Raw genomic sequence first — 21892 nt, forward strand, 5'->3', positions numbered from 1 at the left:
TTTATGTTCTCCTTTATTTTTCTCGGCTTTCTCGTTGGCTTTTTAGTTGGGCTGACTGGCATTGGTGGGGGAGCTTTGATGACCCCCTCGCTTATTTTCTTGGGAATTGAACCTTTAATGGCTGTTGGCACCGATTTACTGTATGCAACTGTTACGAGGATTTTTGGTGTGTTCTTCCATCATAGGAAGGGGAGTATTAGGTTTGATCTGGCTTTGAGGCTCTTTGCTGGTAGCTTGCCTGCAATTCTGCTTGGCTCTGTTCTGCTTAGGGTCATTGACAAGAGCACGCTTAATAATTACCTGACTTTGTTGCTTGGCGTGATTCTTGTCGTCAGCTCATTCTTCAGCTTAGTTAAGGGAGAATTCCACGTTCCAATAAGACCGAGGAGGGAATATCTGTATCTTTTGGGATTCATTGTTGGTTTAACCGTTCAGTTCACTTCGGTTGGCGCTGGAGTCATAGTGAGCTTTGCATTGATGAATTTAGCCAAGCTGAGTCCGAGGGAAGTTGTTGGTGTCACGATATTTTATGGTTTGCCCCTGTCGTTTCTCAGTGCTTTGAACTATGCTTTTTTGGGCAGTACGAATTATCATTTGGCTTTGCTCCTGATTGCTGGAACCTTACCGGGTGTGTATCTTGGAACCCATGTGAACAGAAAGGTGGATAGAGATAAGCTGAAGAGGGTTATTAACGTGATAATTTTGGTTATTGGCCTCTTGACACTCTTTCAGAGGGTGATTTGAGCTGTTTTTGATTACGAGTCAGGGGCTTTCGTCCGTTTAGACCCCCCGTTTTATTTTGCTTCTATCTCGTGCTTATGTGTCGTGCAATAAAACGGTCCTCTAAACAATAATCTTTTTATGTTTCCTTATAGTTACTATTCTCATGGTGAGATATTATGAGTGAGGTTTTTGTCTCTGTTCCTCAAGATTTGGCGAGGATTTTAAGGGTTAGTGAAAAAGATCTTCCAAAAGTCGTGAGGCTTTATCTGGCAATTGAGCTCTATCGTGAGGGAAAAATCAGCTTAGGTAAGGCGGCGGAGATTGCCAGAGTGACGAAGTGGGAGATGATGGAGATTCTAGCGTCAAAAGGCATACCCCTCCAGTATGATGAAGAAGACTTAAAAGAAGATGTCGAGACTCTGGAGAGGTTGCTATGATAGTAGTTTCAGATTCCGGGCCGTTAATAGCATTAGCTAAGATTGGGAAATTAAATGTTTTAATGGAACTCTTTGGACAGATAACAATCCCAAGAGCCGTTTGGATTGAAGTTGTCGAGAGAGGAAAAGGAAAGCCTGGTTCTGATGAGGTTAAAAACGCAAATTGGATTAAGGTTATTGAAGTAGAGGACAAATTAAGTGTTGAAATTTTAAGGAAAGAGATTGAGATTGGAGAAGCTGAGGCTATAGTTTTGGCTAAAGAGCTCAACGCTAACTTAATTATTTTGGATGAGAAAATTCCAAGGATTATCGCCAAGTCTCTTGGCTTAACCGTTGTTGGAAGTTTGGCCATCCTCTTTATTGCAAAGAAGAGGGGCATTATTGGAGAGGACTTAGATTTACTAATAAATGAACTGCGAACTAAAGGCGTTCGCTTTAGTGATAAAGTTATTGAAGAGCTGAGAAGAATGTGCGGTTCTGCTTGAGATTATATATCATGTCTGATTTTCTTTTCATACACTTCTATTGTGTAAAGACCATAAAAGTCTATCCTGGGTTGGGGAGTGTTACCTTTCAAAACTCCCTCTAAACTCTCTATTGGAGAGTAGAAGACACTTTTAATCATCGTTCTTAGAATTTGATCTGCCTCTCCCGGTGTTAGAACGCCAGTTTTAACACTTAACGCCAAAATACCTCTTTCAATTCCAAGGTTGAATTCTTCTAAGATTTGCTTTGTGATTATGGAGTCTCTCAAAATGTCTTTTAGTAGTTCAAGCTTTCCGACTTTAGCAAAGTTCGATAGCACTGCATTGTCAATTACAAATAATTCAGTGCCTCCACATCTGCTATGACATCTTCCTTGCTCAATTTTCTAATAGGAATGCCTCTTTTATGAAACTCTTCGATTAGCTCCTCTCGGGTTATTCCTAAAAGTTCTGCCGCTTTACCCAAGCATTAATTAAAGTTGCAGTAGTGAGTTGGAATAATATAAGGTGCTTCACTCATTAGACCTCGTTTTATTTTTGCTTCTATCTCCTGCTTATGTGTCCCAACATGTATTTCGAAAAATATAAAAAGTGCGGTAATTTATATTATTGGGAGTATAAAATGCTGAGGGATGAAGAGATATTGGAGGCATTAGTCCCTTATAATTTTTGGGGGAAACCTCAGGAAACTGGTATTGAAAGAGAAGAATATCTGGAAAAGATTGAAACTTTTTGTAGGGCTGGGAATTTTATAATAGCAATTATAGGTCCAAGGAGAGCTGGAAAGACATTTTTGGCGAGACAGTTTTTAAAAAGGAAAATATCACAAGGGTTGAATCCCAAACAAACCCTGTATGTGAACCTCGAAGATCCCAAGTTCCATGCATACCTCAGCTTGGAGCTCCTTGATGAAATTTATAAGATTTACAAAGTCTATATCAATGATGAAGATTTTTCCCTCATAGTTTTAGATGAGGTGCAAAACCTTCCAAACTGGGAACGATGGGTCAGGAGCATAGCTGAAAAGGAGAATGCTAAAGTAATTGTAACTGGCTCAACGTCTTCTTTGCTTAAAACTGAAGTTTCTGGAGTCTTGACAGGGAGGAGCTTAACTTTGGAAGTTTTCCCTTTAACCTTTAGAGAGTTTTTGAGTTTTAGGGGGTTAAATTTGAGAAGCTTTGCAGAAATCGTTGCAAATAAAATAAAAATTGAGCGTCTTTTGGCTGAGTATATGGAATTTGGGGGTTTCCCGCAAGTTGTGATGGTCGAGGATGAATATTTGAAAAGGGAAATTTTGAAAGAACTTTTTGAGGGAATAGTCATCAGGGATGTCGCTTTTCGTTATGGATTTAAAGAGTTGAATACTGTGAAGCTGATTGCGGAATTGGCAGTGAACAGGTTCGCTTCGCTTGTAAGTGGGAGTTCTCTTAGGAATGAAGTTGCTGGGATTGTAAAGAGGAAAGTTTCTCCAAATTTTGTGATAGAAGTCTTAAATGCATTAGAGGAGAGCTATTTGATCTTTAGAATCCCACCGCTTTCATATAAGGTTAGTGATATTAAACGGCACCCGAGGAAACTTTATGTGGTTGACACTGGTATAATAAATGCTGTAGCACTCAGGTTTTCTAAGAATATCGGACGGTTGGCTGGGAATATTGTGGCACTGCATTTAATAAAAAAATTTGGAAAAGAGAATGTGTTTTATTATAAAGGAAATAGAGAAGTTGATTTTTTAATTAAGGAGGGCTTAGAAGTAACAAAGGCAATTCAGGTGAGCTGGGATTTAAGTGAGAGTAAGAAGAGGGAAGTTAAGGGTTTGGTCGAAGCAATGGAAGAGTTTTCGCTGAAGGAGGGGACGATAGTAACATCAGCCTATGAGGGGTTAGAGGAAATTAAGGAAAAACGCATAAGATACATCCCATTGTGGAAGTTTTTGCTGCTGGGAAGACATTAAGGGCAAAGTTTTGGATAAAATGAAGCAGAGATTTATTTGATTGTGTATTCTTGGTAATGTTATTACCAAGATATTTTTAAAGAGTTGGTAATGCAAATACCCACATAACTGGACAGTTATGGTAAAAGGAAACCTCATCCTTCAGGTTTGGACTTCTTGCGTATAGCGATGAAAAACATGTGATCGTCTTCCCTTCTCCAGAAAATCATCCATAACGGCAAATTCCCAATTCTTGATTCCTTTATGATGTCTCCTCTGAGTTTGATGAGTTGTCTTATAAACCCATAAATCTTTGGTGTTTTTCTGCCTGAGGTCTTCATGCTCATAAAGGCTCTAATTCCTTTCCACCCTCTCTGTAAAATATGAGCTGCACTGTGTCAGATTCTAAAAGCCGCTTCATGCCCCGCTTCATTGGGAATTTAATTTTGAGGTTAATCGGCTCCTTGAGCTCTGCTTTTTGGAAAGCCCCACAAAAGGGACAGGTAAACTCGTAGTAGCTTTCTCTGCTTAGTATACTCCTCCCAACTTTCAGATCTTCTTTGGCCAGCGGCATTCCGCAGGAGGCACACGTTAAATCGGATTCTCCGCTTTCGGACTCTTCAAGAGATATTTTATATAGCCTGGAATCCTTTGACAGCAGGAACATTTCTCTTCCTATAGTATGGAGATCTGGGAAAAGATTTTTTTAGAACGTTGTATACTGCAATGGCTTCGTGGTTGTTTAAATCCAAGCTGATAACATTTTTCCAGCCACTTGATGTGCCTACATAAAGCGTTAAGGTAACTCTCTTCCCAATTTTCTTCAGTATCTCTACAATCCAGCTTCGTTTAACTGAAATAACGTCATATCCGTCGGTTATTTTACCATTTTCAACTTTTATTTCAATATCTATGAAGCTATGACAAAAGGGGCATGATGTATACGCGTGAATTCTATCGGCATTAACAGTATCCCCAACTTTATAGTGCTCCAGCATGTTTTCCAGCGATTTTGTTTGGAAAGTTTTCAGTTTATGCCCGCATACGGGGCATTTAACGTATATATGAACGTAGTCAAACATTCCCATCAAACAACACCCCTAATTCTTTTAACGAGGTTCTTTAATAATTATGGCTCAAAAATATGCACTAAACTGCACAAATTTTTCAAGCTTTGTGTATTATATTTCCTTAGGTGCACGAGATGAGCGGGTGCATTTTTTCTTTTGAAGGCTGATTTTAAAAACAGCTAATTATTCCTCAAAAATTTGGAGTATTGCATTTCCATCCAGCACTACCAACTCATCAGGCACGTTCTTAGCCTTCCTGCATATTAGGAGGTAGTGGCTTTCTCCTTTCCAATTGCTCAGCTCGACTTTCTCTTTAGCTCTTCGAGAAGTTTTTCACCGTTTATGGGCTTGTTTCTCCACTTGCACTCGCCAAATAAGGCTTTTTTCTTGTCTTGGCTGAGGGCAACTACATCTATTTCATAGACTTTTCGCTGCCCATTTTCTCTGTAGTAGCCCCAGTGCCGCCCTATCTCAGTGAATTTGAAGGGCAGCTCTTCCCTAGCATTTAGAATCCAGAGCAGTTCTCTGCAGATGAAATCGAACCTCTTTCCAGTGTAGTCGGGCAGCATGGAGATTACCTCTTTCCCAAGATCCTCACGCATTGCTTCATACTCACTCAGCCTCGGATGGATGAACCGGAACCAGAAGTTGAGCAGTGGATGTCTTATGTAAAGCACCCTTTCCTTTCCGAGAATTGCCTTGTCATAGGAGAGCAGCTTGAAGTAATCAACCAGTTCCTTTATCTGTCTCGTTAGTGATGTCTCTTCTCGATTCATGTAACCAGCTATCATATCGTAATACACCCCAGAACGCCTTCCAAACTCAAGGGAGAGTATCCTTGGCACTTCCTCTTCTAATGGTGCCGAGGGAGAGAAGAAAAGAGCTCTAATTATTTCCTCTGCGCTCTTTCCTTCGAGCCTCTCATCTTCAATGGCCACGTAGTACCTGGGAAAGCCGCCAAAAACTGCATAAAGCTTCATAAAGTCATCTATGTCATCTATTCCAAGTTCCCTTGACATTTCGTAGCTGGCTTTAATTCCAAGCTCCTTCACGTGAAGTTCACGCTTTATCCTTCCGTAGAGCGGCTCCTTTGAATCCCTGAAGAGCTTTTCAATCATTCCAACTGTTGAGCCGGTGAAGATCAGCATGAGATTTTTCCTGTTCTCATAGATATCTATGAACTTTTGAAGGGTTGAGAAGATTGATGGTTCAACCCTCTGAAAGTCCTGAAATTCATCGAAGACGACAGCGCCGTTAAATCTCTCGAAAAGCACTTCAAAAAACTCGTCCCAGCTTGATATACGCTCATACTTTGTTATAACTCCTTTTTTCCTCAGAATTTCTTCGTACTCTCTCAAAAGGGATTCAGAAGTCTTACCTCTATTAACGAAGAAGTAAAGATCTTTCTCTCCTAAGAACTCAAGAAGATTTCCATCTCAATATCTCTGTCAATGAAGCGCACTATATTCACATACTGAATTATTCACTTAGTATCGGCGGCAGGGATATGGTTCTTAAATGTTGTGGATGGGATTCCAATTTTGAGAACAGGAATGTGAGTATACAAAATGCTTATATACATGTATTACAAATATATCTGCAGGTGAATTACATGGGAAATGTTATTAGTATTCGTGTTCCGCCAGAAATTAAGCACGAAATGGATAAGTTAAAGGGTGAAGTTAACTGGAGTGAGGAAATTAGGGAATTCATAAAAAAGAGGATTAAAGAATACAAAAAGAGAAAAGCCCTCCAGGAGGTTATAGCTTACATCCAAACCTTGCCCGAGGCACCAAAGGGAACAGCACAAAAGTTAGTGAGGGAGGATCGTGATAGTCATTGATTCCTCAGCTTTTTCAAAGTTTTTATTAAAGGAAGAAGGCTGGGAAAAGGTGATCCCTTACTTAGACCCCGGCTTAGAACCACATGCCGTAGATATGCTGATTATCGAGACAACAAATGTGATATGGAAATACATGAAAAAGTACAGGCTAATAACGAGAGAACAAGCTATAGGACTTTACAAGCAGATAAGGAAGCTCATAGGGGAGGAGGTAATAATATTAGAGCCAAGTGAAAAATATTTGCAAGAAGCTTTGAAAATTGCTATAGAATATGACATTTCCATTTATGATAGCTTGTTTTTAGCACAAGCTAAAAATTTAAAAGCTGAACTGATTACGAGCGATAAAAGACAAAGGGATGTGGCGAGAGAAATTGGAATGGAGGTAGTGTACATAAAATAACGCCCATGAAGCTTTGCAGAAGATTGCAAGGGGTGCGGGAATAGTTTTTGCTGGAACTGTTATTTCGATGTTCTTTGGCTTTTTGAGCAGGGCAGTGATAGCGAGGTATTTTTCGACTGCAGAGTATGGAGTGTTTAATTTAGCTTTGACTGTTTGGATCATTTAATTAGGATAACATTTTTAGGGTGTGAGTTGCTTATTTAAAACAGCAATTGGTATTACACCGATAATCTCAAGGTGGTACTTTATGAAAAAGCTCGATAAGGTATTTGAGCCAAAAGTTGCACTGCCGTTGGTAACTTTGATTGCTGCAGTATTTAGATTGATCCCATTAAGGTATAAGTATCTGTTTGGATATGATCCCTACTTTCATTTGGCTTACATTGAGGAGAGCTTGAAAGCTGGGTATTGGTTAAATTTTTTGACAATTGCAGGCGGGCCTTGGGGGGTTCAGGTTAAAAACTTTCATCCGTTGGGACTATGGATGGTTCCTGCTGATGTTTATAAAATTTTGAAGATTTTTGGAGTTTCTCTTTACGATGCGTTCAGAATAACCCCAGTAATTTTTGGAGTTCTGACAATCATTTTCTTCTACCTGGCTATGCTCAACTTCTATGGAAAAAGAGAGGCTTTCTTTTCGGCACTTTTTCTTTCCGTAATGTTTGGACACGTTTTCAGGTCAATGGCAAACTACTACAGGGGAGACAACTACATGCTCTTCTGGTATTCAGTTGCTCTATTTGGAGTTTCTTTAGCTCTGAAAAAAACTCGGAGAGCTTGGAGGTACAAGAGATTTGCTTTTTATTTGATTCCAGCGTTTGCAAGTGGCTTGGCTGCAATATTCTGGCAGGCGTATTATCCGATTTTTATATTCCTGCTTGGAAATGCTGTCCTTTTAGCTTTTGGTGCTTTTATTTTGGAAAAGGACAAATATTTGGTTGATTCTGCAGTTTTGACTCTTTCAACAGCCTTTGGGGCTTTTTTGGCTAACTATCTAGGTGAATACTTTGGATATGGAATGCTTGGAGGTAACAGATGGCTGGCTAAAAAGACTGCAGAAAAACTTGGAATAGAGCTGGGAGCAATTAAAGATGTTTATCTTGCAGTTCATCTTAAATATCTGGTTCCCTTAGCTCTCGCTGGAATTTTTGCATTGTTTTTGCTCTCAAGAATTGTAAATGAGAAAAAGCAGAGAGCTTTAATAGTGCTCATACTTTCAATCCTCGGAGTTTTTGTGCTCTTCATGAGGTTTGATGCGCTTAAAGAGCTCTCCTCTGGATTTGGAATCTTTAGAGAAGCGCCTATTCTTGAAACCCAGCCTTCAACATTCAGCGACCTTTGGGCAGCTTATAATATTTTGGTGTTTTTGTGTCCGTTGTTTGTCCTCCGCTTTGTTCCAAAGAAAGTTAAGCTCTCCGATTTTGTCCTTTTGGGCGTCATTGCTCCGAGCCTCTATATGCTCTACACTTGGACTCGCTTTTTGTTCATAGGGTCTTTTGCTGTAGCGGCTATGGCTGGAGTTGGCTTAATTTGTCTCCATGATTTCTTAAAGCCGAAATTGGAGTCTAAAAAGGCCTTAGCCCTTTCAGTGTCTTTGCTTGTTGTAGTGCCTATAATAAGTGCCGGTCTGGGATTTGAGAGAGTTTACGCAGAAAGGCCAATAATAAATGATCGCTGGGTTCAGGCTTTAACCTGGCTGAAGGACAACTCCAATGAAAATGACGTTGTCTTAGCTTGGTGGGATTATGGCCACTGGGTGACTTATTATGCAAGAAGGTCTCCTATTGTTCAGGGGGGACCAAGCAGATGGGTTGCTTTGTATTATCTGGGAAAAGTTAATAACAACCAGCTGATGGCCCGTGGAGTTGATTATGTCATTGTCTCCTATGACACTGCCCTTAAGTTTGGGGCAATTTTGGATACAGCAAACATTTCGAGAGAAGGTTATTTCCTTATGATTTTACCATTGGTTTCGAAAGTGGGAGCGTTGATATTCCAGCAAGGGCAGTATACCATAACAGCAAGACCCGGAAAAGAATGGAGTATATTAATTAACACTGGAACTGCAGTGTTTTCTCCTAAAGAGGCTTTCGTGGAGTATAAAAACAGCATTACAAGGCTCAATATCACGGCAAAAAATACTGCTGATGCCTATGTTTATTTGAATTTGAACTACGGCTATGCTGTTTTGATGAGTGAGAAAACCTTTAACACTACTTTAGCCAGGCTAATGTTCACGGATGAATATTCAAAAGATTATCAGCTTGTTTACTCTGATGGCGGCTACATCAAGATATTCAAGTTTAAACATCCCAATGTTGCAGTTGAGCAGACAGAAAAAGAGATAATATTCAAGTTTGAAAATGCTACTGGGACAGGTTTAGGTGTGTTTGGATATTTGGAGAACGGAACTTTGGTGTTTAAGAGATGGTATCCAGTGAAGGGCAAGAACGAGTTTATACTTCCGAAGGATCAGGTTAATGGAACTGTGATAAGGTATGCTTATGCTGAAGGAAAGAAGATTGTTGATAGAGGAGTGTTTAGGAAAAGGTGAAGTTTTTAATGTTTTGTTAAAAATATAATACGGTGAATTGGAGATGAAGGCGTTAATACTTTCGGGTGGTCATGGGACAAGGCTTAGGCCTTTAACGTACTCCCAGCAGAAGCAGCTTATTCCAGTTGCAAACAAGCCTGTTCTGTTTTACGCTATTGAAGACGTTATTGAGGCAGGAATCCATGACATTGGAATTATCGTTGGGCCAAACGCTGAGCAGGTTAAGAAGACTGTTATGAGTGTTGACTGGGATGCTAACATTGAATTCATTTATCAAGGAGATCCCCTTGGATTGGCTCACGCAATAAAAGTCGCGAAGGATTATCTTGGTGATGATGATTTTGTGATGTATCTTGGCGATAACATACTCAGGGAAGGTATTGTAAGGCATTTGGAGCACTTCAAAAAAGGGAACTTCGATGCAAGCATTTTATTGTGTGAAGTTCCAAATCCTCAGCAGTTTGGTGTGGCTGAGCTTAGCGAAGACGGAAAGACAATAAAACGCTTGGTTGAAAAGCCAAAAGTTCCTCCAAGCAATCTGGCATTAGTGGGAATATATTTCTTCAAGCCGGTAATTCATGAAGCAGTGAAGCATTTAAAGCCATCTTGGCGTGGAGAGCTTGAAATTACAGATGCTATACAGTGGCTAATTGATCACGGCTATAAAGTTGGCTGGACAAAGGTCACTGGCTGGTGGAAGGATACAGGAAAGCCCGAGGACATTTTGGACGCAAACAGATTGATTTTGGATGACATTGAGAGGGACATAAGGATAAAAACAAGGGCAAAGATCATTGGGAGGGTAGTTATTGAGGAAGGGACTGAGATTGATGAGAATACCGTAATTAAGGGCCCAGCGATAATTGGAAAGAACTGTAAGATTAAAAATGCCTACATTGGACCTTACACGAGCATTGGAAACAACTGTATTATCGAGAACACAGAAATTGAAGATTCAGTAATTTTAGAGGGGAGCGAGATCAGATGCGGTGGTAGAATAGTTGAAAGCTTAATCGGGAGAAATGTGAAGATTTTAGAGCAGAATAATCATCCAATTGGAAGAAGATTGATAATTGGAGACAATTCACAACTGACGCTTTGAGGTGAAAGCATGAGAGTATTAGTCACAGGAGGCGCTGGCTTCATAGGGAGCAATTTCATACGCTATATCTTAGAGAAGCACAAAGACTGGGAAGTGATAAATTTAGACAAGCTTGGCTATGGTTCAAAGCTGGCAAATTTGAAAGATATCGAAAATGATCCACGGTACACTTTTGTTAAAGGGGATATAAACGATTTTGAGCTTGTTAAGGGGATTATAAAGAAGGTTGACGCTGTCGTGAACTTCGCTGCAGAGAGTGTTGCGGAAAATGAGTTTGTGGCAATTCATAGGCATGGTAGAATTAGACTTGTTACTTTTGGAGAGTTATTTGAAGAGCTTAGCAAGACTAACAAAGTAATAAGAGATGGGAAACATGAGATAATTGATGTTTCAGGAAAAAATATCAAGGTGTTGTCATTTTATAACGGTTATGGGGCATGGTTTCCCCTGAAGAAGATTATCCGACATTACTATAAAGGAAAGCTTATTTGCTTACGTCAAAAATGGGGAGAAATTTATGTTACTCCAAATCACTCTGTGTATGATGTGTTTGGGAATCTTGTTAGTGCAGAATCAAATCCTGAGCTTTTGGCAATTAGGAGGATAAACTATTATCCCCACGAACATAAGTTCAAGAGCCCTATCTCAACTCGTGCTGAGAGAAATGGACACTTAAGAGTAACTCTTGACAAAGTGTACACTGGGAAGAAACTAGAGGCACTCCTAAGACTGCTCGCTGCTTATATTTCAGAGGGAAACGCAACTTACAACAAGGCAAATGGGTCATATTCCGTAGTTATAAACAACAGAGACAGAGACTGGCTGGAACTATTGGCTGAAGATTATATGCTAATTTCGAATGGCTCATATTCCATTACAAAACGAAAGGATAGTGTTTATCAGTTGGAACTAAAGAGCAAAGAATTTTATCAAATGTGTACAGACCTATGTGGCAAGAATGCTCCGGAAAAAAGACTTCCAGATTTTGTTTATGGGTTAGATAGGAAATACCAGATTATGTTCTGGGAAACGCTATTGAAGGGAGACGGAACATACAGAAAGTGGTCAAGGGACAAAACAGCTGAATACACAACTGTCTCAAGAAGATTAGCGGCAGGTTTGGGTTTGCTCTTGGCGTTGATGGGTATTGACTACACCTACTATATAAGTAAACCAAGAAGAGGGAACTACACCTCCTACACGATTAGAACAAGGCTGTTTTATAATGTATCCACTGGAAAGAGAGAATTAATTGAGGTTGAGTACGAGGGTTATGTATATGACTTAGAAGTTGAGAAGTCTCATAATTTCATCGCCGGTGTTGGCAATATAGTGGCCCACAACACTCATGTGGATAGAAGCATTTCAAACCCTTATGCATTTATTGAGAGCAATGTTCTGGGTGTTTACACTATTCTGGAGGCGATTAGGAAGTACAATCCGGAAGTTCGCTTGGTTCACGTGGGCACAGATGAGGTATACGGAGATATAATTGAAGGTTCCTTCACTGAGGAAGATAGGCTAATGCCCTCCTCTCCATATTCAGCAAGCAAAGCCGCTGGAGATATGCTGGTTTTAGGCTACGCGAGAACTTACAACCTGAATGCTTCGATAACAAGGTGTACCAACAACTACGGCCCTTATCAGTTCCCTGAAAAGCTCATTCCAAAAACAATAATCAGAGCAAGTATGGGTTTGAAGATACCAATTTATGGAACTGGTCAAAATGTTAGGGACTGGTTATATGTTACAGATCACTGTGAGGCGGTTGAGCTTGTTTTGGAGAAAGGTGAGAAGAGAGAAGTTTACAATATCTCAGCTGGAGAAGAGAAGACCAACCTTGAAGTCGTGAAGACTATATTAAAGCTCATGGGTAAGGATGAGGACTTGATAGAGTTCGTCGAGGACAGGCCAGGGCATGATTTAAGGTACAGCCTTGACTCAACTAAGATTAGGGAACAACTTGGCTGGAAGCCGAAGCACAACTTCAAGGAGGGAATCAAAAAGACAGTTGAGTGGTATCTGAGCAATGAATGGTGGTGGAGACCTTTAGTTGATGAAAAAGTCCTCCATCCAACGCCGTGGAAGCTGAGGTGGTAGGAAAGTTTTATCTAATCTTAGCCAAACAAATGTAAGGGGTAATGGTATGGAGACTAAGTACAAAAAGATTGAATTTGAGTTTGAGCTTCCTGACGATGTGAATATTGAGGAAATTAGGGAAAGTCTTAAACGCATTATTTTAAGATACCTGAAAGAAGAGGGGTTAAGCGAGAAGGAGCTTGAAAAAGTGAAGATAAGCATTGAGCTGGTGGAAGGGAATGAAGAATCTGAAAGTTGAAATTATCGTTCCTGACAATGTAAAAAAGAGAAAAGTTGGTAAAAAGATAAAGGAGTACATTGAAGCTGTTAAAGCCGCAGAGAGGCTGAACAAACTTCTCGATGAGGTGGATCTGGATGAAATCGAAAAAGAAGTCGAGGACTTCAGGAAAAAGTTCAAGTTCAGAAGTTCTTCTCATTGACACCTCAGTTTTAATTGACCACTTCAAAAAGAGGACACATTTAGAGGGCGAAGAAAGGCGTAAAGCGTTTCTCAGGGAGCTGCGGAAGCTGTTTAAAATAGAAGAGATTGATGATCTTGTTGTTTTAACTTACTGTAAGTTATACCGAGCCTTGAAGCGTAATGGCGAGCTGATTGAAGATGCTGATCTTTTGATTGCCGCTACTGCAATCGCCAAAGGTTATACTTTGTGGACTAGAAACATAAAGCACTTTGAACGTTTAGAAAAGTTTGGTTTAAGACTTTTTAAAGGGTAAGGTGGTAGCAATGCCTTTCGAGTTCAAAAGGTTGGAAATCCCAGATGTGATTTTGATAAAGCCCAAGGTCTTTGAGGATGAGAGAGGCTTTTTCATGGAGACCTACAAAAAGCCTGACTTTGAAAAAGCTGGAATAAAAGGAGAGTTTGTTCAGGATAATCATTCAAAGTCTAAATATGGAGTTCTTAGAGGATTGCACTTTCAGAAAGAGCCCTATGCCCAAGCAAAGATAGTGAGATGTATACGAGGAGTTATCTATGATGTAGCCGTCGATTTAAGGAAGAACTCCCCAACTTTTGGAAAATATGTTGGAGTTATTCTATCCGAGTATAATAAGTACATGCTCTACATTCCAAGGGGCTTTGCTCATGGGTTTGTTGTGCTGAGTGATGTTGCTGAAGTTGTGTATAAAGTGGACAACGTTTATGCGCCTGATTATGAAGGGGGCTTAATTTGGAATGATCCTGATGTAAACATTCAGTGGCCAGTTGAAAATCCAGTAGTTTCAGAGAAGGATAAAAGATGGCCAACTTTAAAAGAGTTAATTGAAAAAGATGAGCTGTTTTAGGTGACTCAAAATATTTTGTAATACGATAGTGTATTCAGGTGTCGTATATGGAAGTTGTCAGCTTTAGAATTCCTCCTGAGCTTAAGAAGAAGATGAAAGATGTTGACATTAATTGGAGTGAGGAAATTAGGAAATTCATTGAAGCCAAAGTTAGGGAATACAGGAAAAAGAAGGCCTTGGAGGAAATTGACATGATGCTTGCAAACTTATCAAAAACCGAAAAGGGGACTGCGAGAAAGTATTTGAGGGAGGACCGTGATAGTAATTGATGCATCTTCTCTCGCTAAATATATCCTAAGAGAAGAGAACTGGAAAACTGAAGTCTCAAACGCCATCTGGAAGCATCATGTGCTGTACAAGGCAATATCGAACAAAGAAGTTGGGATAATGCTTGAAGTCTTGAAAAAGCTCAAAGAGGATGTTGTAATTTTTGAGCCATTTGAAGATTACCTTGGGGATGCCGTGAAGATAGCAATTGGTGGGAAGATTTCAATTTATGATGCGCTCTATTTGGCACAAGCAAAGAAATATGGCAGTCTTTTAATAAGTGATGAAAAACAGTGGAAAATTGCAAAAAAGCTTGGAATCAAAGCAGAATACGTGGAACAGCGGTATCTTGTGGTTGAGGGGAATTGAAAAATGGTGGAGAAACTCTCTCATAAACTCATAAAACTTTTTATCTCATCAGATGTTAATACTTGTGGAGGTGAGAGTATGGGTAAGGTTGTAATTACTCTCAACGTTCCAGATGGTATGGAGGATGTTGTTAAGTCTATCCTTGAGAGGGAGGCAAAGTTAATTATGAAAAGGCTCTCAAGGGCTGATTTTAAGAATACATTTGGGATTTTAAGGGGAAAGAAGAAGAGTGTCGAGAATATTGAGGCTGATATTTATGACGAGTGGGAAGTTTAGGTTCTTCATTGACAGCAATGTTATACTGAACTATTTTTATGGGGATGAGAATGCGAGAGAAATAATAGAGATTGCAGAAAGTATTGGTGAGATTTTCATAAATGGAATTGTTTTAACTGAAGTTTCAATAAGATACGTGAAGGACAAAACTGGTGAGAAGAGCTACACTTTGAAGCACAAACCGGAACTCGTTAAAAACGTTGATAAAAGTCCGCTTTATGCAGTTCTCGGCAAGTTTTTGTATCTTCCAGATAATGTGCTTATTGGAGAAGATGCAGTAACATTAATGGATATTTACGGTATTCTGCCCAATGATGCTATAATCCTAGCAACCTGCAAGTTTTACGGGATCAAGTACTTGATATCATTTGACAGTGACTTCAGAGAGGCATGTGAGAAAGAAGGAATTACTCTCATTGAAAGCAAAGAAAAGCTGAATGAAATTATCAAATCTGGTGGCTCAAAATGAGGGTTGCAGTAATCGGAGCAAATGGTCAACTGGGGACAGATTTGGTTGAAGTCTTTGGGGAAGAAGCAATCCCTTTGACCCATAAAGACTTAGATGTTACTGATTTTGGGAGCTTGAAGATTTTGAAGGAGCTTAAGCCCGATGTGATAATTAATACAGCAGCTTATGTTAGGGTTGATGATGCAGAGCTTTACCCGGAAAAAGCATTTCAAGTTAATGCAATTGGAGCTTTAAACGTTGCAAAAATAGCCAACGAAATTGATGCCGTTAATGTTTACATCAGCACAGATTACGTTTTTGATGGAACTAAAGGAAAGCCTTACATCGAGGAGGATGTTCCAAATCCAATAAATGTTTACGGGCTGAGCAAATATGCTGGTGAAATTTTCACTAAAAACTATTCTGGGAGATATTATATCATCAGGGTTGCGAGTTTGTATGGAAAGGCGGGAGCGAGCGGAAAAGGCGGAAACTTCGTTGAGTTTATGATTCAAAAGGCCAAGAAGGGAGAGAATATCAGGGTTGTTAAGGATATGTTTATGAGCCCCACCTATACTAAAGATGTCGCCAGAACATTGAAGAAGTTCTTGGAGCTAAAGCCAGAGTTTGGAGTCTATCACATGGTGAATGAGGGATATTGTAGCTGGTATGAATTTACGAGGGCGATATTTGAGATTTTAGGCTGGGAGGTTGGGGTGAAGCCTATAAAGTCAAGTGAGCTGAAAAGATTAGCAAAGAGACCACAGCTTTCGGCGTTAAGGAATGAAAAACTGGAAAAGCTTGGTTTGAAAATGAGGCATTGGAGAGAAGCTTTGGGAGAGTATTTAAAGGAGAAGGGATATCTCTAGATGTCTTTGGACAAAGGGGCTTCGTCCCTTAAACCCCGTTTTTATTTCTTTATCTCGGCGCTTCGCGCCGCACTTCATACATGGCGAGGCAAGCCAAGCTCTGCAGAGGATTGAAAGAGGACGGGAATTGTCTTTGCCGGGACTGTAATTAATTTTTGTTGAGTCCTGAAAAAATCTCCGAACATCAATGTTTAAATATGTGATGACTCCCAATGTAACATGGGGTGACCCCACAATGTTGTTCAGTCGCATAAAGAAGTCGAGGAATGAGATGTTTGACCGTGAATATGAGTTTGACAAAATCGTCTCGGCCATAAAAGATGGGGTGCCGCTTATAGTGGTCACGGGCATCCGTCGCGTGGGTAAAACAACGCTTGTAAAAGTCCTGCTTAATGAGATAGACACGCCCGGAGTGTATATAGATGCGAGAAAGCTCTGGAGCACCCATGCAAACATCTCCCCCAATGTTATAAAAAAGGAGATACTAAAATCCCTTAACGCTAGGAAAAGCTACGCACCCGTCATGAGACTCCTGAAGTCTTTGAAAAGTGTGACGATTGCGGGCTCTGGTGTAGAGTTTAAGGACAAAAACACAGACCTTATAGATGTTCTTGATGATATTGAGAACAGCGGGGAGAGGGCGGTAATAATTTTCGATGAAGCTCAGTACCTTCGCTACTCTAACTATGACTACACTGCTCTGTTTGCATCCCTGAATGATAGTTATGAGAATATCACCCTGATCCTCACGGGTTCGGAAATAGGGGTTCTCGAAGAGTTCCTGGGCTTCAACGACAGGTACTCCCCGCTCTACAAAAGGGAGCACGAGATAGTGCACTTAGACCGCTTCAGCAGGGGTGAGAGTATGCAGTACCTGATGAAGGGATTCCATGAGACGGGCATGGATGTGCCGGATGAAGAGATAAGGGACGCCGTTGAAGTACTGGATGGGATTGTCGGATGGCTCAGGGAGTACGGTTGGCTGCGCTACCGCGGGAGGAGTCACGGCACTGCCATAGACGAGGTGTTCCAGCGGGCAAAAAGCGATATAATAGACGAGCTTTCAAGGTATTCACGAAGGTACCTCACCATAATGATGGCTGTTTCGGAGGGCTATAACGCGTGGTCATCCCTAAAAGCGTACCTTGAGAGGGCTGAAGGGAAGAGAATAAACGATGGATCATTGAATACTGCCCTTCGAAATCTCATTAAGTACGGTTACCTCGAGAAACATGGGGATGAGTACCGCATCACCGACCCGGTAATTGAGAGGGCACTCAGGCATGCGCGCTGAAATCTGAAATGGCATGATATATGTTAAATGGCTTATAAAGGTGGTATCATACGCTGACAAAGGTGAAACCCATGAGTGAAGCAAGCCAGGCACTGCATAAAATCGCAAGGGGCACCGGGATCATCTTTGCTGGGACGGTTATTTCGATGTTCTTCGGGTTTTTGAGTAGAGCAATAATAGCGAGGGAGTTCTCGAAGGCCGAATATGGGGTGTTTAATTTAGCCTTAACTGTTTTGAGCATAGGGCTCGTTATAGCCACGCTCGGCTTTCAAAATGCTCTGCCCAGGGAGGTCGCGTTCTACAGGGAGAAGGAGCCCGGGAAGGTTGGTAGGTTGATTTCAACGGCCATCGCCATAACAGCGGTGAGTGCGGTGACAACGGCCCTCCTGATCTTCTTCCTAGCCGGGGACATATCTTTGATCTTCCGCGAGGAGCGCCTGGTCAGCGCGCTCAGGGTCATAGTCCTGGCCCTCCCCTTCTCAGCACTAACGGCGGTCATCATCTCGGCCTCAAGGGGCTTCGGCAGGGTGAGGGAGCAGGTGTATTTTCAGAACATGGTTTACTCGACGGTGTTTTTGGTTCTGGTTGCGGCTGGAGTTGCCATGGGACTCCCTTTTGGGTACGTGTTTTTTGCCTACGTTGCCGCCCAGGCTGTTACGCTTACTGCGCTGGGCGCAGACGTGAGAAAAAGCAGGCTCTTCACGCTCAGGGCTTCCTTTGACCTAAGAATTGGGAGGGAGCTGGTGGTCTTCTCGCTCCCCCTCTTGTTTTCGGGGATTCTCGCATTTATAATGAACTGGACAGACACGCTGATGCTCGGCTACTACAAGGGCTCGGAGGTCGTTGGCCTTTACAACAGTGCGGCACCCATCGCCAGACTTATCCCAATCTTTCTGAACTCTGCAGGGTTTTTATACGCCCCGATAGCCGCCGGGCTCTACGCCCAGGGAAAAGTTGAAGAGATGGGGAGAACCTACCAGATACTGACGAAGTGGGTGTTCATGCTGACGCTCCCGATATTCAGCGTCATGTTCCTCTTCCCGGAGGCCACTATAGGGTTCTTCTTTGGGTCAAAGTACGTCCCAGCAGCTTCAGCACTTCAGATTCTGGCTCTTGGCTTCATGTTCCACACGTTTTTGGGATTAAACGGGCTGAGCTTAGTTGTGATTGGAGAGAGCAAGTTCATCATGTTATTTAATCTCATCTCTGCAATGTTTAATCTCTTACTAAATACATTATTAATCCCGGTTTATGGCTTTGAAGGCGCAGCTGTTGCAACAGTAATTTCGTATAGTACGGGAAATATCTTAGTTTCTTCACGACTTTATCAGAAAACTAAAATCCACCCCTTCAGCTGGAACTATGTAAAGCCTCTGGCTATTAGTTTTATACTGCTTGGGATTATCAAGGGGCTTAATTTAAAAGTGCCGAGCATATGGTACGCGGTTCCCATTCTGGTTGCCTTCCTTGGGGTGTATACCCTCCTCGTGCTCCTGAGCAGGAGCATTGATAAAGAGGACGTTGAGCTACTGCTGGCGGTGGAGAAGAGGCTGGGAGTCGATTTAGGGATAATAAAAAGGGTTTTGAGGAGGTTTGTTTAGAGCTTGCCTTTTAGTTTTAGGTTTTTGATTGCTTTTTTGAGCTTTTCATCCTCTTGGTTCTTCTCGTAGTAGCTTGGATCAACGTATTTTGGCTTTCTCTTAGCAAACTCTGAGTCTTCTTCAAAGATTTCCATTAAAACTCTTCCGTCCATGTCATTAGGGATTGGTAAACCAAAGATGTGGAGGATTGTTGGGACAATATCATAAACGCGAGGGAGTCTCTCAAATTTTATGCTATCTTTTATGTGTTCCCCATATGTGGAGAAAACTCCATGGATTTCGTGATCTCCTTTGTAAATCGGTTCCACTAGTCTTCTTTTAAGCTCTGCTGAAAGTTCAACCCCCTTTTTAGGGATTATAAACAAGTCTGGTAGTAGGTGGAGATATGGTCCAGTGTATATCTCTTCGGTGGACACTACCTTAGAGATTTCTGGAAAAGAGTTTAATGCTCTTTTTACTTGCTCCTTGATTGAGTTTTCAGTAGTATATACTCCCCAAGTATTATGTGATGCAAAAAAGGCCTTTCTTCTCTGAGAATTCGAGGCATGTGACATTTGGGTTATTCCTTTTTTCATGAGTATTTTCGCTATTTTAGGGGGGAGCATCCTTCTGCCGAGTCTGATTAACGATGCTTTAAACTCATTATATTCTATAAAGCCTGAGCGAGCTAGTGCTTGATTCACGTAGAAGATTTTGCGTTTAATCTCAAATCCATGATCACTAACAATAAAAGTAATATCTGCAATATCCCTTGCATCATGAATGAATTTCTTTATTTTCCTGAAAACGGGACTTACAAGATGCGTGTCTTTTCCTTCTAGGATCTGTGGAAAAATATGGGAAAACCAATCAGTCTCACTAAACACGAGAAAATACAAATCCCAACTATGTTTTTCCAATAACTCGTAGTACAATGTGAGTCTAGTATTAGTGAATTCTTCTACAAGTTTTGCATATTCACGTGAGTTATTTTTGTGTTTTTCCCAAGAATGAGGGGGATCAATTAAATATTCATTATATTTTTCCTTGATTTTTTTGGGATAGATTTCTTGGCGAGGAGCTGCCCAATCCGAAACTATTATTGTGTTGTCCCTGAATCTGAATCCATCAAAGGGATAACTCATGGGCAAATTAATGAGAATACTTCTCAATCCATACACATCTAGGAACTCTGATATCCTAGGATACCGTACATCATACGAAGTTGTAAGTTTGGACTTAAAATTCCGAGGGTCTATCTTTAAGAAATCTATAATCCCATGTTTTGCAGGATTTACTCCTGTAACTATGGATGTCCAAGCGGGTGGTGTATATGGGGGGATTGTTGAGACGAAGTCATGAAGTTGAGACTTTATGCCAATCAACTTTGAAGTCGTTTTATTTGCTCCATCGAGACCAATAATGGCGATTCTATACTTTTTGTTCCTCACAGGATACCCCCCATAGTCATTAGTTATTGCTCACATACTACCTTGGCATTTGGCTTTATATCCTTTTCGTAAAAACAAAAATCTCGCCAGAAAAGAGAAATTGGGGCAAGATAGAACTGTACTTGAAAGGCCTCAGCTACGGCAAGTTGGGGATGCTTGGAATCAGCTCCATGACAGTTTGGAAAATAGTTCAGAAATTCTGGGGTTAACCAGTCGTCTAGTGGTGTTACTGAATAGTCTTAAGAGGAACACTAATGCAATCTTATGCTCTATGTAAAGGTTAGATATAGATCCAGCAGCTTTCTTGCAATTACTTTACTTTTCCATCTTTTCTCTGCTTCTTTTTTGGCATTTTTTCCCAATTTTTGTCTTAGTTTTTTATCATCTATTAATATTCTAAGTTTTTCAGCAATATTTTCTGGGTTATTTGGATCTGCTAAGACCCCAGTCTTGTTAGGTGTTACTATATATCTATTTGGAAGAATTTTTGAAACGAGAGTTGGGGTTCCTGTAGCCATAGCTTCTAAAATTACCATTGGTAAGGTTTCTTGAAACGAAAGGAGGACAGTGATAGATGCATTCGAATAAAGGGTTAACATTTGTTTGTATCTCACTCTCCCTAAGAATTTAACGTTTCTTATCTCATTTCTTCTTACAAAGTCTTTTAGTATCCGAATGTAGTTAGAGTCTCCAGAGCCAGCAAATATGATCTTAAAGTCTCTAACTTCATTTTCCACTAGTTTCACAGCTCTTAAGAACCCTAACTGGTTCTTTAATGGTATTATATTTGCTGGATAAAGAATTATATTTTCTTCATTTTTTTTCACTTTAAAAAATTCTTCGGATATTGGATTCTCAATTATAGCGATTTTGTCAGGATCTACCCCAAGAGATATAAATTCCTCTTTAGCGTAGGGAGATAGGGCTATGAGTTTGGATACTTTATCTGCATACTTTCTGATTCTAAAAGTATTCCCATAACCATAAGCTACTTTTGCATACTTATTCGTGATATGCTTTCTTTCCTTCCAGACCATTCCATGAACAGTAAGCAATGTGGGAAGTCTATTAAAAATTCCAAAAAATGCCCCAAATGGCACGTGGGAGTGTACCAAGTTGTGTGTGTTATGTAACTTATTTGAATACATCTTCACACAATAAATTTCTCCAAATACTGCTTCTAGCGGAATGGACTTGACATTAATAATATTAAGATTTGGGGACTCTAACTCACTAACATCTACACTTCTATTGTCGGTAGTGTCCAATGACAGTATGTCTATACTAATTTCATTCTTTTCTAAAACCTTTTGGAACGTCTTAAGGCCTTTTATGGTGTTATATGATGCAGAGGATGGCCCATCATGTGGATGTAAAACATTTCTAACTATTAGCAAAACTTTCAT

The 21892-nt window shown here is 40.6% G+C and carries 29 protein-coding genes; 21 read left to right on the forward strand and 8 right to left on the reverse strand.

The genetic code is table 11. The features are described 5' to 3' along the window. Positions 1-3: 3 nt before the first annotated feature. From TERMP_RS10235 to TERMP_RS10245, 3 genes are all read left to right on the forward strand, one after another. Positions 4-744 carry a sulfite exporter TauE/SafE family protein gene (locus tag TERMP_RS10235; RefSeq protein WP_013468335.1) on the forward strand — a complete coding sequence of 247 codons (741 nt, stop codon included), beginning with the start codon at positions 4-6 and terminating at the stop codon, positions 742-744. 155 nt (positions 745-899) lie between these two features. Continuing rightward, entirely contained in the window at positions 900-1160 is a 261-nt protein-coding gene (locus TERMP_RS10240) for a UPF0175 family protein (RefSeq protein WP_013468336.1), read from the forward strand. After that, the gene (locus tag TERMP_RS10245; RefSeq protein ID WP_013468337.1) at positions 1157-1645 is read left to right on the forward strand and encodes a DUF3368 domain-containing protein; all 489 of its coding nucleotides are present in this window, start codon (positions 1157-1159) and stop codon (positions 1643-1645) included. The genes TERMP_RS10240 and TERMP_RS10245 overlap by 4 nt, the downstream gene beginning before the upstream one ends. Positions 1646-1647: 2 nt before the next feature. Here the strand turns inward: TERMP_RS10245 and TERMP_RS10250 are convergent, their stop codons facing one another. Further along, the gene (locus TERMP_RS10250; RefSeq protein WP_013468338.1) at positions 1648-1965 is read right to left on the reverse strand and encodes a hypothetical protein; all 318 of its coding nucleotides are present in this window, start codon (positions 1963-1965) and stop codon (positions 1648-1650) included. A gap of 11 nt (positions 1966-1976) precedes the next feature. Beyond that, positions 1977-2111 (reverse strand): UPF0175 family protein, encoded by a 135-nt coding sequence (locus TERMP_RS11785; RefSeq protein ID WP_013468339.1) that lies wholly within the window; start codon positions 2109-2111, stop codon positions 1977-1979. Positions 2112-2267: 156 nt separating this feature from the next. On the opposite strand from TERMP_RS11785, the gene TERMP_RS10255 reads away from it, so the two are divergent. Continuing rightward, positions 2268-3599 carry an ATP-binding protein gene (locus TERMP_RS10255; RefSeq protein WP_013468340.1) on the forward strand — a complete coding sequence of 444 codons (1332 nt, stop codon included), beginning with the start codon at positions 2268-2270 and terminating at the stop codon, positions 3597-3599. A 134-nt stretch (positions 3600-3733) separates the two neighbouring features. Here the strand turns inward: TERMP_RS10255 and TERMP_RS10260 are convergent, their stop codons facing one another. From TERMP_RS10260 to TERMP_RS10275, 4 genes are all read right to left on the reverse strand, one after another. Further along, positions 3734-3925 (reverse strand): hypothetical protein, encoded by a 192-nt coding sequence (locus tag TERMP_RS10260; protein ID WP_148221092.1) that lies wholly within the window; start codon positions 3923-3925, stop codon positions 3734-3736. Next, positions 3922-4152, reverse strand: coding sequence for a hypothetical protein (locus TERMP_RS10265; RefSeq protein WP_013468342.1), 231 nt, complete (start codon positions 4150-4152; stop codon positions 3922-3924). Before TERMP_RS10265 ends, TERMP_RS10260 begins: the two co-directional genes overlap by 4 nt. Positions 4153-4210: 58 nt before the next feature. Then, positions 4211-4666, reverse strand: coding sequence for a hypothetical protein (locus tag TERMP_RS10270; protein WP_013468343.1), 456 nt, complete (start codon positions 4664-4666; stop codon positions 4211-4213). Between the two features lie 278 nt (positions 4667-4944). After that, complete coding sequence (locus tag TERMP_RS10275; protein ID WP_013468344.1) at positions 4945-6006, reverse strand: ATP-binding protein; 1062 nt, start codon at positions 6004-6006, stop codon at positions 4945-4947. A gap of 254 nt (positions 6007-6260) precedes the next feature. Here TERMP_RS10275 and vapB (TERMP_RS10280) point away from each other — a divergent pair, with 254 nt between their 5' ends. The 17 genes from vapB (TERMP_RS10280) to TERMP_RS10355 all read left to right on the forward strand — a co-directional run bounded on the left by vapB (TERMP_RS10280) (position 6261) and on the right by TERMP_RS10355 (position 19056). Beyond that, a complete protein-coding gene (gene vapB / locus TERMP_RS10280) occupies positions 6261-6491 on the forward strand; it encodes a type II toxin-antitoxin system VapB family antitoxin (RefSeq protein ID WP_013468345.1) in 231 nt (76 codons plus the stop codon). Further along, the gene (locus TERMP_RS10285; protein ID WP_013468346.1) at positions 6478-6894 is read left to right on the forward strand and encodes a type II toxin-antitoxin system VapC family toxin; all 417 of its coding nucleotides are present in this window, start codon (positions 6478-6480) and stop codon (positions 6892-6894) included. Before vapB (TERMP_RS10280) ends, TERMP_RS10285 begins: the two co-directional genes overlap by 14 nt. A 13-nt stretch (positions 6895-6907) precedes the next feature. Then, a complete protein-coding gene (locus TERMP_RS11620; RefSeq protein ID WP_013468347.1) occupies positions 6908-7060 on the forward strand; it encodes a hypothetical protein in 153 nt (50 codons plus the stop codon). An 81-nt stretch (positions 7061-7141) separates the two neighbouring features. Beyond that, complete coding sequence (locus tag TERMP_RS10290; RefSeq protein ID WP_013468348.1) at positions 7142-9448, forward strand: STT3 domain-containing protein; 2307 nt, start codon at positions 7142-7144, stop codon at positions 9446-9448. Between the two features lie 43 nt (positions 9449-9491). Further along, positions 9492-10550: a glucose-1-phosphate thymidylyltransferase gene (locus TERMP_RS10295; protein WP_013468349.1), complete on the forward strand. Its 1059-nt coding sequence runs from the start codon at positions 9492-9494 to the stop codon at positions 10548-10550. A 9-nt stretch (positions 10551-10559) separates the two neighbouring features. Further along, a complete protein-coding gene (rfbB, locus tag TERMP_RS10300; protein ID WP_013468350.1) occupies positions 10560-12650 on the forward strand; it encodes a dTDP-glucose 4,6-dehydratase in 2091 nt (696 codons plus the stop codon). 46 nt (positions 12651-12696) lie between these two features. After that, entirely contained in the window at positions 12697-12888 is a 192-nt protein-coding gene (locus TERMP_RS10305; RefSeq protein WP_013468351.1) for a hypothetical protein, read from the forward strand. After that, a complete protein-coding gene (locus TERMP_RS10310) occupies positions 12869-13069 on the forward strand; it encodes a hypothetical protein (RefSeq protein WP_013468352.1) in 201 nt (66 codons plus the stop codon). The genes TERMP_RS10305 and TERMP_RS10310 overlap by 20 nt, the downstream gene beginning before the upstream one ends. Beyond that, on the forward strand, positions 13005-13364 hold the full coding sequence (locus tag TERMP_RS10315; protein WP_052296232.1) for a type II toxin-antitoxin system VapC family toxin: 360 nt from the start codon (positions 13005-13007) through the stop codon (positions 13362-13364). The genes TERMP_RS10310 and TERMP_RS10315 overlap by 65 nt, the downstream gene beginning before the upstream one ends. Positions 13365-13374: 10 nt before the next feature. Further along, the gene (rfbC, locus tag TERMP_RS10320; RefSeq protein ID WP_013468354.1) at positions 13375-13932 is read left to right on the forward strand and encodes a dTDP-4-dehydrorhamnose 3,5-epimerase; all 558 of its coding nucleotides are present in this window, start codon (positions 13375-13377) and stop codon (positions 13930-13932) included. Positions 13933-13979: 47 nt separating this feature from the next. Next, entirely contained in the window at positions 13980-14201 is a 222-nt protein-coding gene (gene vapB, locus TERMP_RS10325; RefSeq protein ID WP_013468355.1) for a type II toxin-antitoxin system VapB family antitoxin, read from the forward strand. Then, on the forward strand, positions 14188-14568 hold the full coding sequence (locus tag TERMP_RS10330) for a type II toxin-antitoxin system VapC family toxin (RefSeq protein WP_013468356.1): 381 nt from the start codon (positions 14188-14190) through the stop codon (positions 14566-14568). Before vapB (TERMP_RS10325) ends, TERMP_RS10330 begins: the two co-directional genes overlap by 14 nt. A gap of 78 nt (positions 14569-14646) precedes the next feature. Beyond that, positions 14647-14844, forward strand: coding sequence for a hypothetical protein (locus tag TERMP_RS10335; RefSeq protein WP_013468357.1), 198 nt, complete (start codon positions 14647-14649; stop codon positions 14842-14844). After that, positions 14825-15313, forward strand: a complete 489-nt coding sequence (locus TERMP_RS10340) for a type II toxin-antitoxin system VapC family toxin (RefSeq protein ID WP_013468358.1) — start codon at positions 14825-14827, stop codon at positions 15311-15313. The genes TERMP_RS10335 and TERMP_RS10340 overlap by 20 nt, the downstream gene beginning before the upstream one ends. Then, positions 15310-16161 (forward strand): dTDP-4-dehydrorhamnose reductase, encoded by an 852-nt coding sequence (gene rfbD / locus TERMP_RS10345; RefSeq protein WP_013468359.1) that lies wholly within the window; start codon positions 15310-15312, stop codon positions 16159-16161. Before TERMP_RS10340 ends, rfbD begins: the two co-directional genes overlap by 4 nt. A gap of 235 nt (positions 16162-16396) precedes the next feature. Then, positions 16397-17455 (forward strand): AAA family ATPase, encoded by a 1059-nt coding sequence (locus TERMP_RS10350; protein ID WP_013468360.1) that lies wholly within the window; start codon positions 16397-16399, stop codon positions 17453-17455. A gap of 71 nt (positions 17456-17526) precedes the next feature. Further along, positions 17527-19056, forward strand: a complete 1530-nt coding sequence (locus TERMP_RS10355) for a flippase (protein WP_013468361.1) — start codon at positions 17527-17529, stop codon at positions 19054-19056. Here the strand turns inward: TERMP_RS10355 and TERMP_RS10360 are convergent. Then, positions 19053-20486: an alkaline phosphatase family protein gene (locus TERMP_RS10360; RefSeq protein WP_013468362.1), complete on the reverse strand. Its 1434-nt coding sequence runs from the start codon at positions 20484-20486 to the stop codon at positions 19053-19055. The two genes, TERMP_RS10355 and TERMP_RS10360, sit on opposite strands and share 4 nt — an antisense overlap. A gap of 269 nt (positions 20487-20755) precedes the next feature. Then, positions 20756-21892: a glycosyltransferase family 4 protein gene (locus tag TERMP_RS10370; RefSeq protein ID WP_013468364.1), complete on the reverse strand. Its 1137-nt coding sequence runs from the start codon at positions 21890-21892 to the stop codon at positions 20756-20758.

Source organism: Thermococcus barophilus MP, from assembly GCF_000151105.2.
GTDB lineage: Archaea > Methanobacteriota_B > Thermococci > Thermococcales > Thermococcaceae > Thermococcus_B > Thermococcus_B barophilus.

What these genes read in the sequence shown, in the direction of transcription:
- TERMP_RS10235 (WP_013468335.1), top strand. Translation starts at nt 4, where the DNA reads ATGTTCTCCTTTATTTTTCTCGGCTTTCTCGTTGGCTTTTTAGTTGGG.
- TERMP_RS10240 (WP_013468336.1), top strand. Translation starts at nt 900, where the DNA reads ATGAGTGAGGTTTTTGTCTCTGTTCCTCAAGATTTGGCGAGGATTTTA.
- TERMP_RS10245 (WP_013468337.1), top strand. Translation starts at nt 1,157, where the DNA reads ATGATAGTAGTTTCAGATTCCGGGCCGTTAATAGCATTAGCTAAGATT.
- TERMP_RS10255 (WP_013468340.1), top strand. Translation starts at nt 2,268, where the DNA reads ATGCTGAGGGATGAAGAGATATTGGAGGCATTAGTCCCTTATAATTTT.
- TERMP_RS10260 (WP_148221092.1), bottom strand. Translation starts at nt 3,925, where the DNA reads ATGAGCATGAAGACCTCAGGCAGAAAAACACCAAAGATTTATGGGTTT.
- TERMP_RS10265 (WP_013468342.1), bottom strand. Translation starts at nt 4,152, where the DNA reads ATGCCGCTGGCCAAAGAAGATCTGAAAGTTGGGAGGAGTATACTAAGC.
- TERMP_RS10270 (WP_013468343.1), bottom strand. Translation starts at nt 4,666, where the DNA reads ATGGGAATGTTTGACTACGTTCATATATACGTTAAATGCCCCGTATGC.
- vapB (WP_013468345.1), top strand. Translation starts at nt 6,261, where the DNA reads ATGGGAAATGTTATTAGTATTCGTGTTCCGCCAGAAATTAAGCACGAA.
- TERMP_RS10290 (WP_013468348.1), top strand. Translation starts at nt 7,142, where the DNA reads ATGAAAAAGCTCGATAAGGTATTTGAGCCAAAAGTTGCACTGCCGTTG.
- TERMP_RS10295 (WP_013468349.1), top strand. Translation starts at nt 9,492, where the DNA reads ATGAAGGCGTTAATACTTTCGGGTGGTCATGGGACAAGGCTTAGGCCT.
- rfbB (WP_013468350.1), top strand. Translation starts at nt 10,560, where the DNA reads ATGAGAGTATTAGTCACAGGAGGCGCTGGCTTCATAGGGAGCAATTTC.
- TERMP_RS10305 (WP_013468351.1), top strand. Translation starts at nt 12,697, where the DNA reads ATGGAGACTAAGTACAAAAAGATTGAATTTGAGTTTGAGCTTCCTGAC.
- TERMP_RS10310 (WP_013468352.1), top strand. Translation starts at nt 12,869, where the DNA reads ATGAAGAATCTGAAAGTTGAAATTATCGTTCCTGACAATGTAAAAAAG.
- TERMP_RS10315 (WP_052296232.1), top strand. Translation starts at nt 13,005, where the DNA reads ATGAAATCGAAAAAGAAGTCGAGGACTTCAGGAAAAAGTTCAAGTTCA.
- rfbC (WP_013468354.1), top strand. Translation starts at nt 13,375, where the DNA reads ATGCCTTTCGAGTTCAAAAGGTTGGAAATCCCAGATGTGATTTTGATA.
- vapB (WP_013468355.1), top strand. Translation starts at nt 13,980, where the DNA reads ATGGAAGTTGTCAGCTTTAGAATTCCTCCTGAGCTTAAGAAGAAGATG.
- TERMP_RS10335 (WP_013468357.1), top strand. Translation starts at nt 14,647, where the DNA reads ATGGGTAAGGTTGTAATTACTCTCAACGTTCCAGATGGTATGGAGGAT.
- TERMP_RS10340 (WP_013468358.1), top strand. Translation starts at nt 14,825, where the DNA reads ATGACGAGTGGGAAGTTTAGGTTCTTCATTGACAGCAATGTTATACTG.
- rfbD (WP_013468359.1), top strand. Translation starts at nt 15,310, where the DNA reads ATGAGGGTTGCAGTAATCGGAGCAAATGGTCAACTGGGGACAGATTTG.
- TERMP_RS10350 (WP_013468360.1), top strand. Translation starts at nt 16,397, where the DNA reads ATGTTGTTCAGTCGCATAAAGAAGTCGAGGAATGAGATGTTTGACCGT.
- TERMP_RS10355 (WP_013468361.1), top strand. Translation starts at nt 17,527, where the DNA reads ATGAGTGAAGCAAGCCAGGCACTGCATAAAATCGCAAGGGGCACCGGG.
- TERMP_RS10370 (WP_013468364.1), bottom strand. Translation starts at nt 21,892, where the DNA reads ATGAAAGTTTTGCTAATAGTTAGAAATGTTTTACATCCACATGATGGG.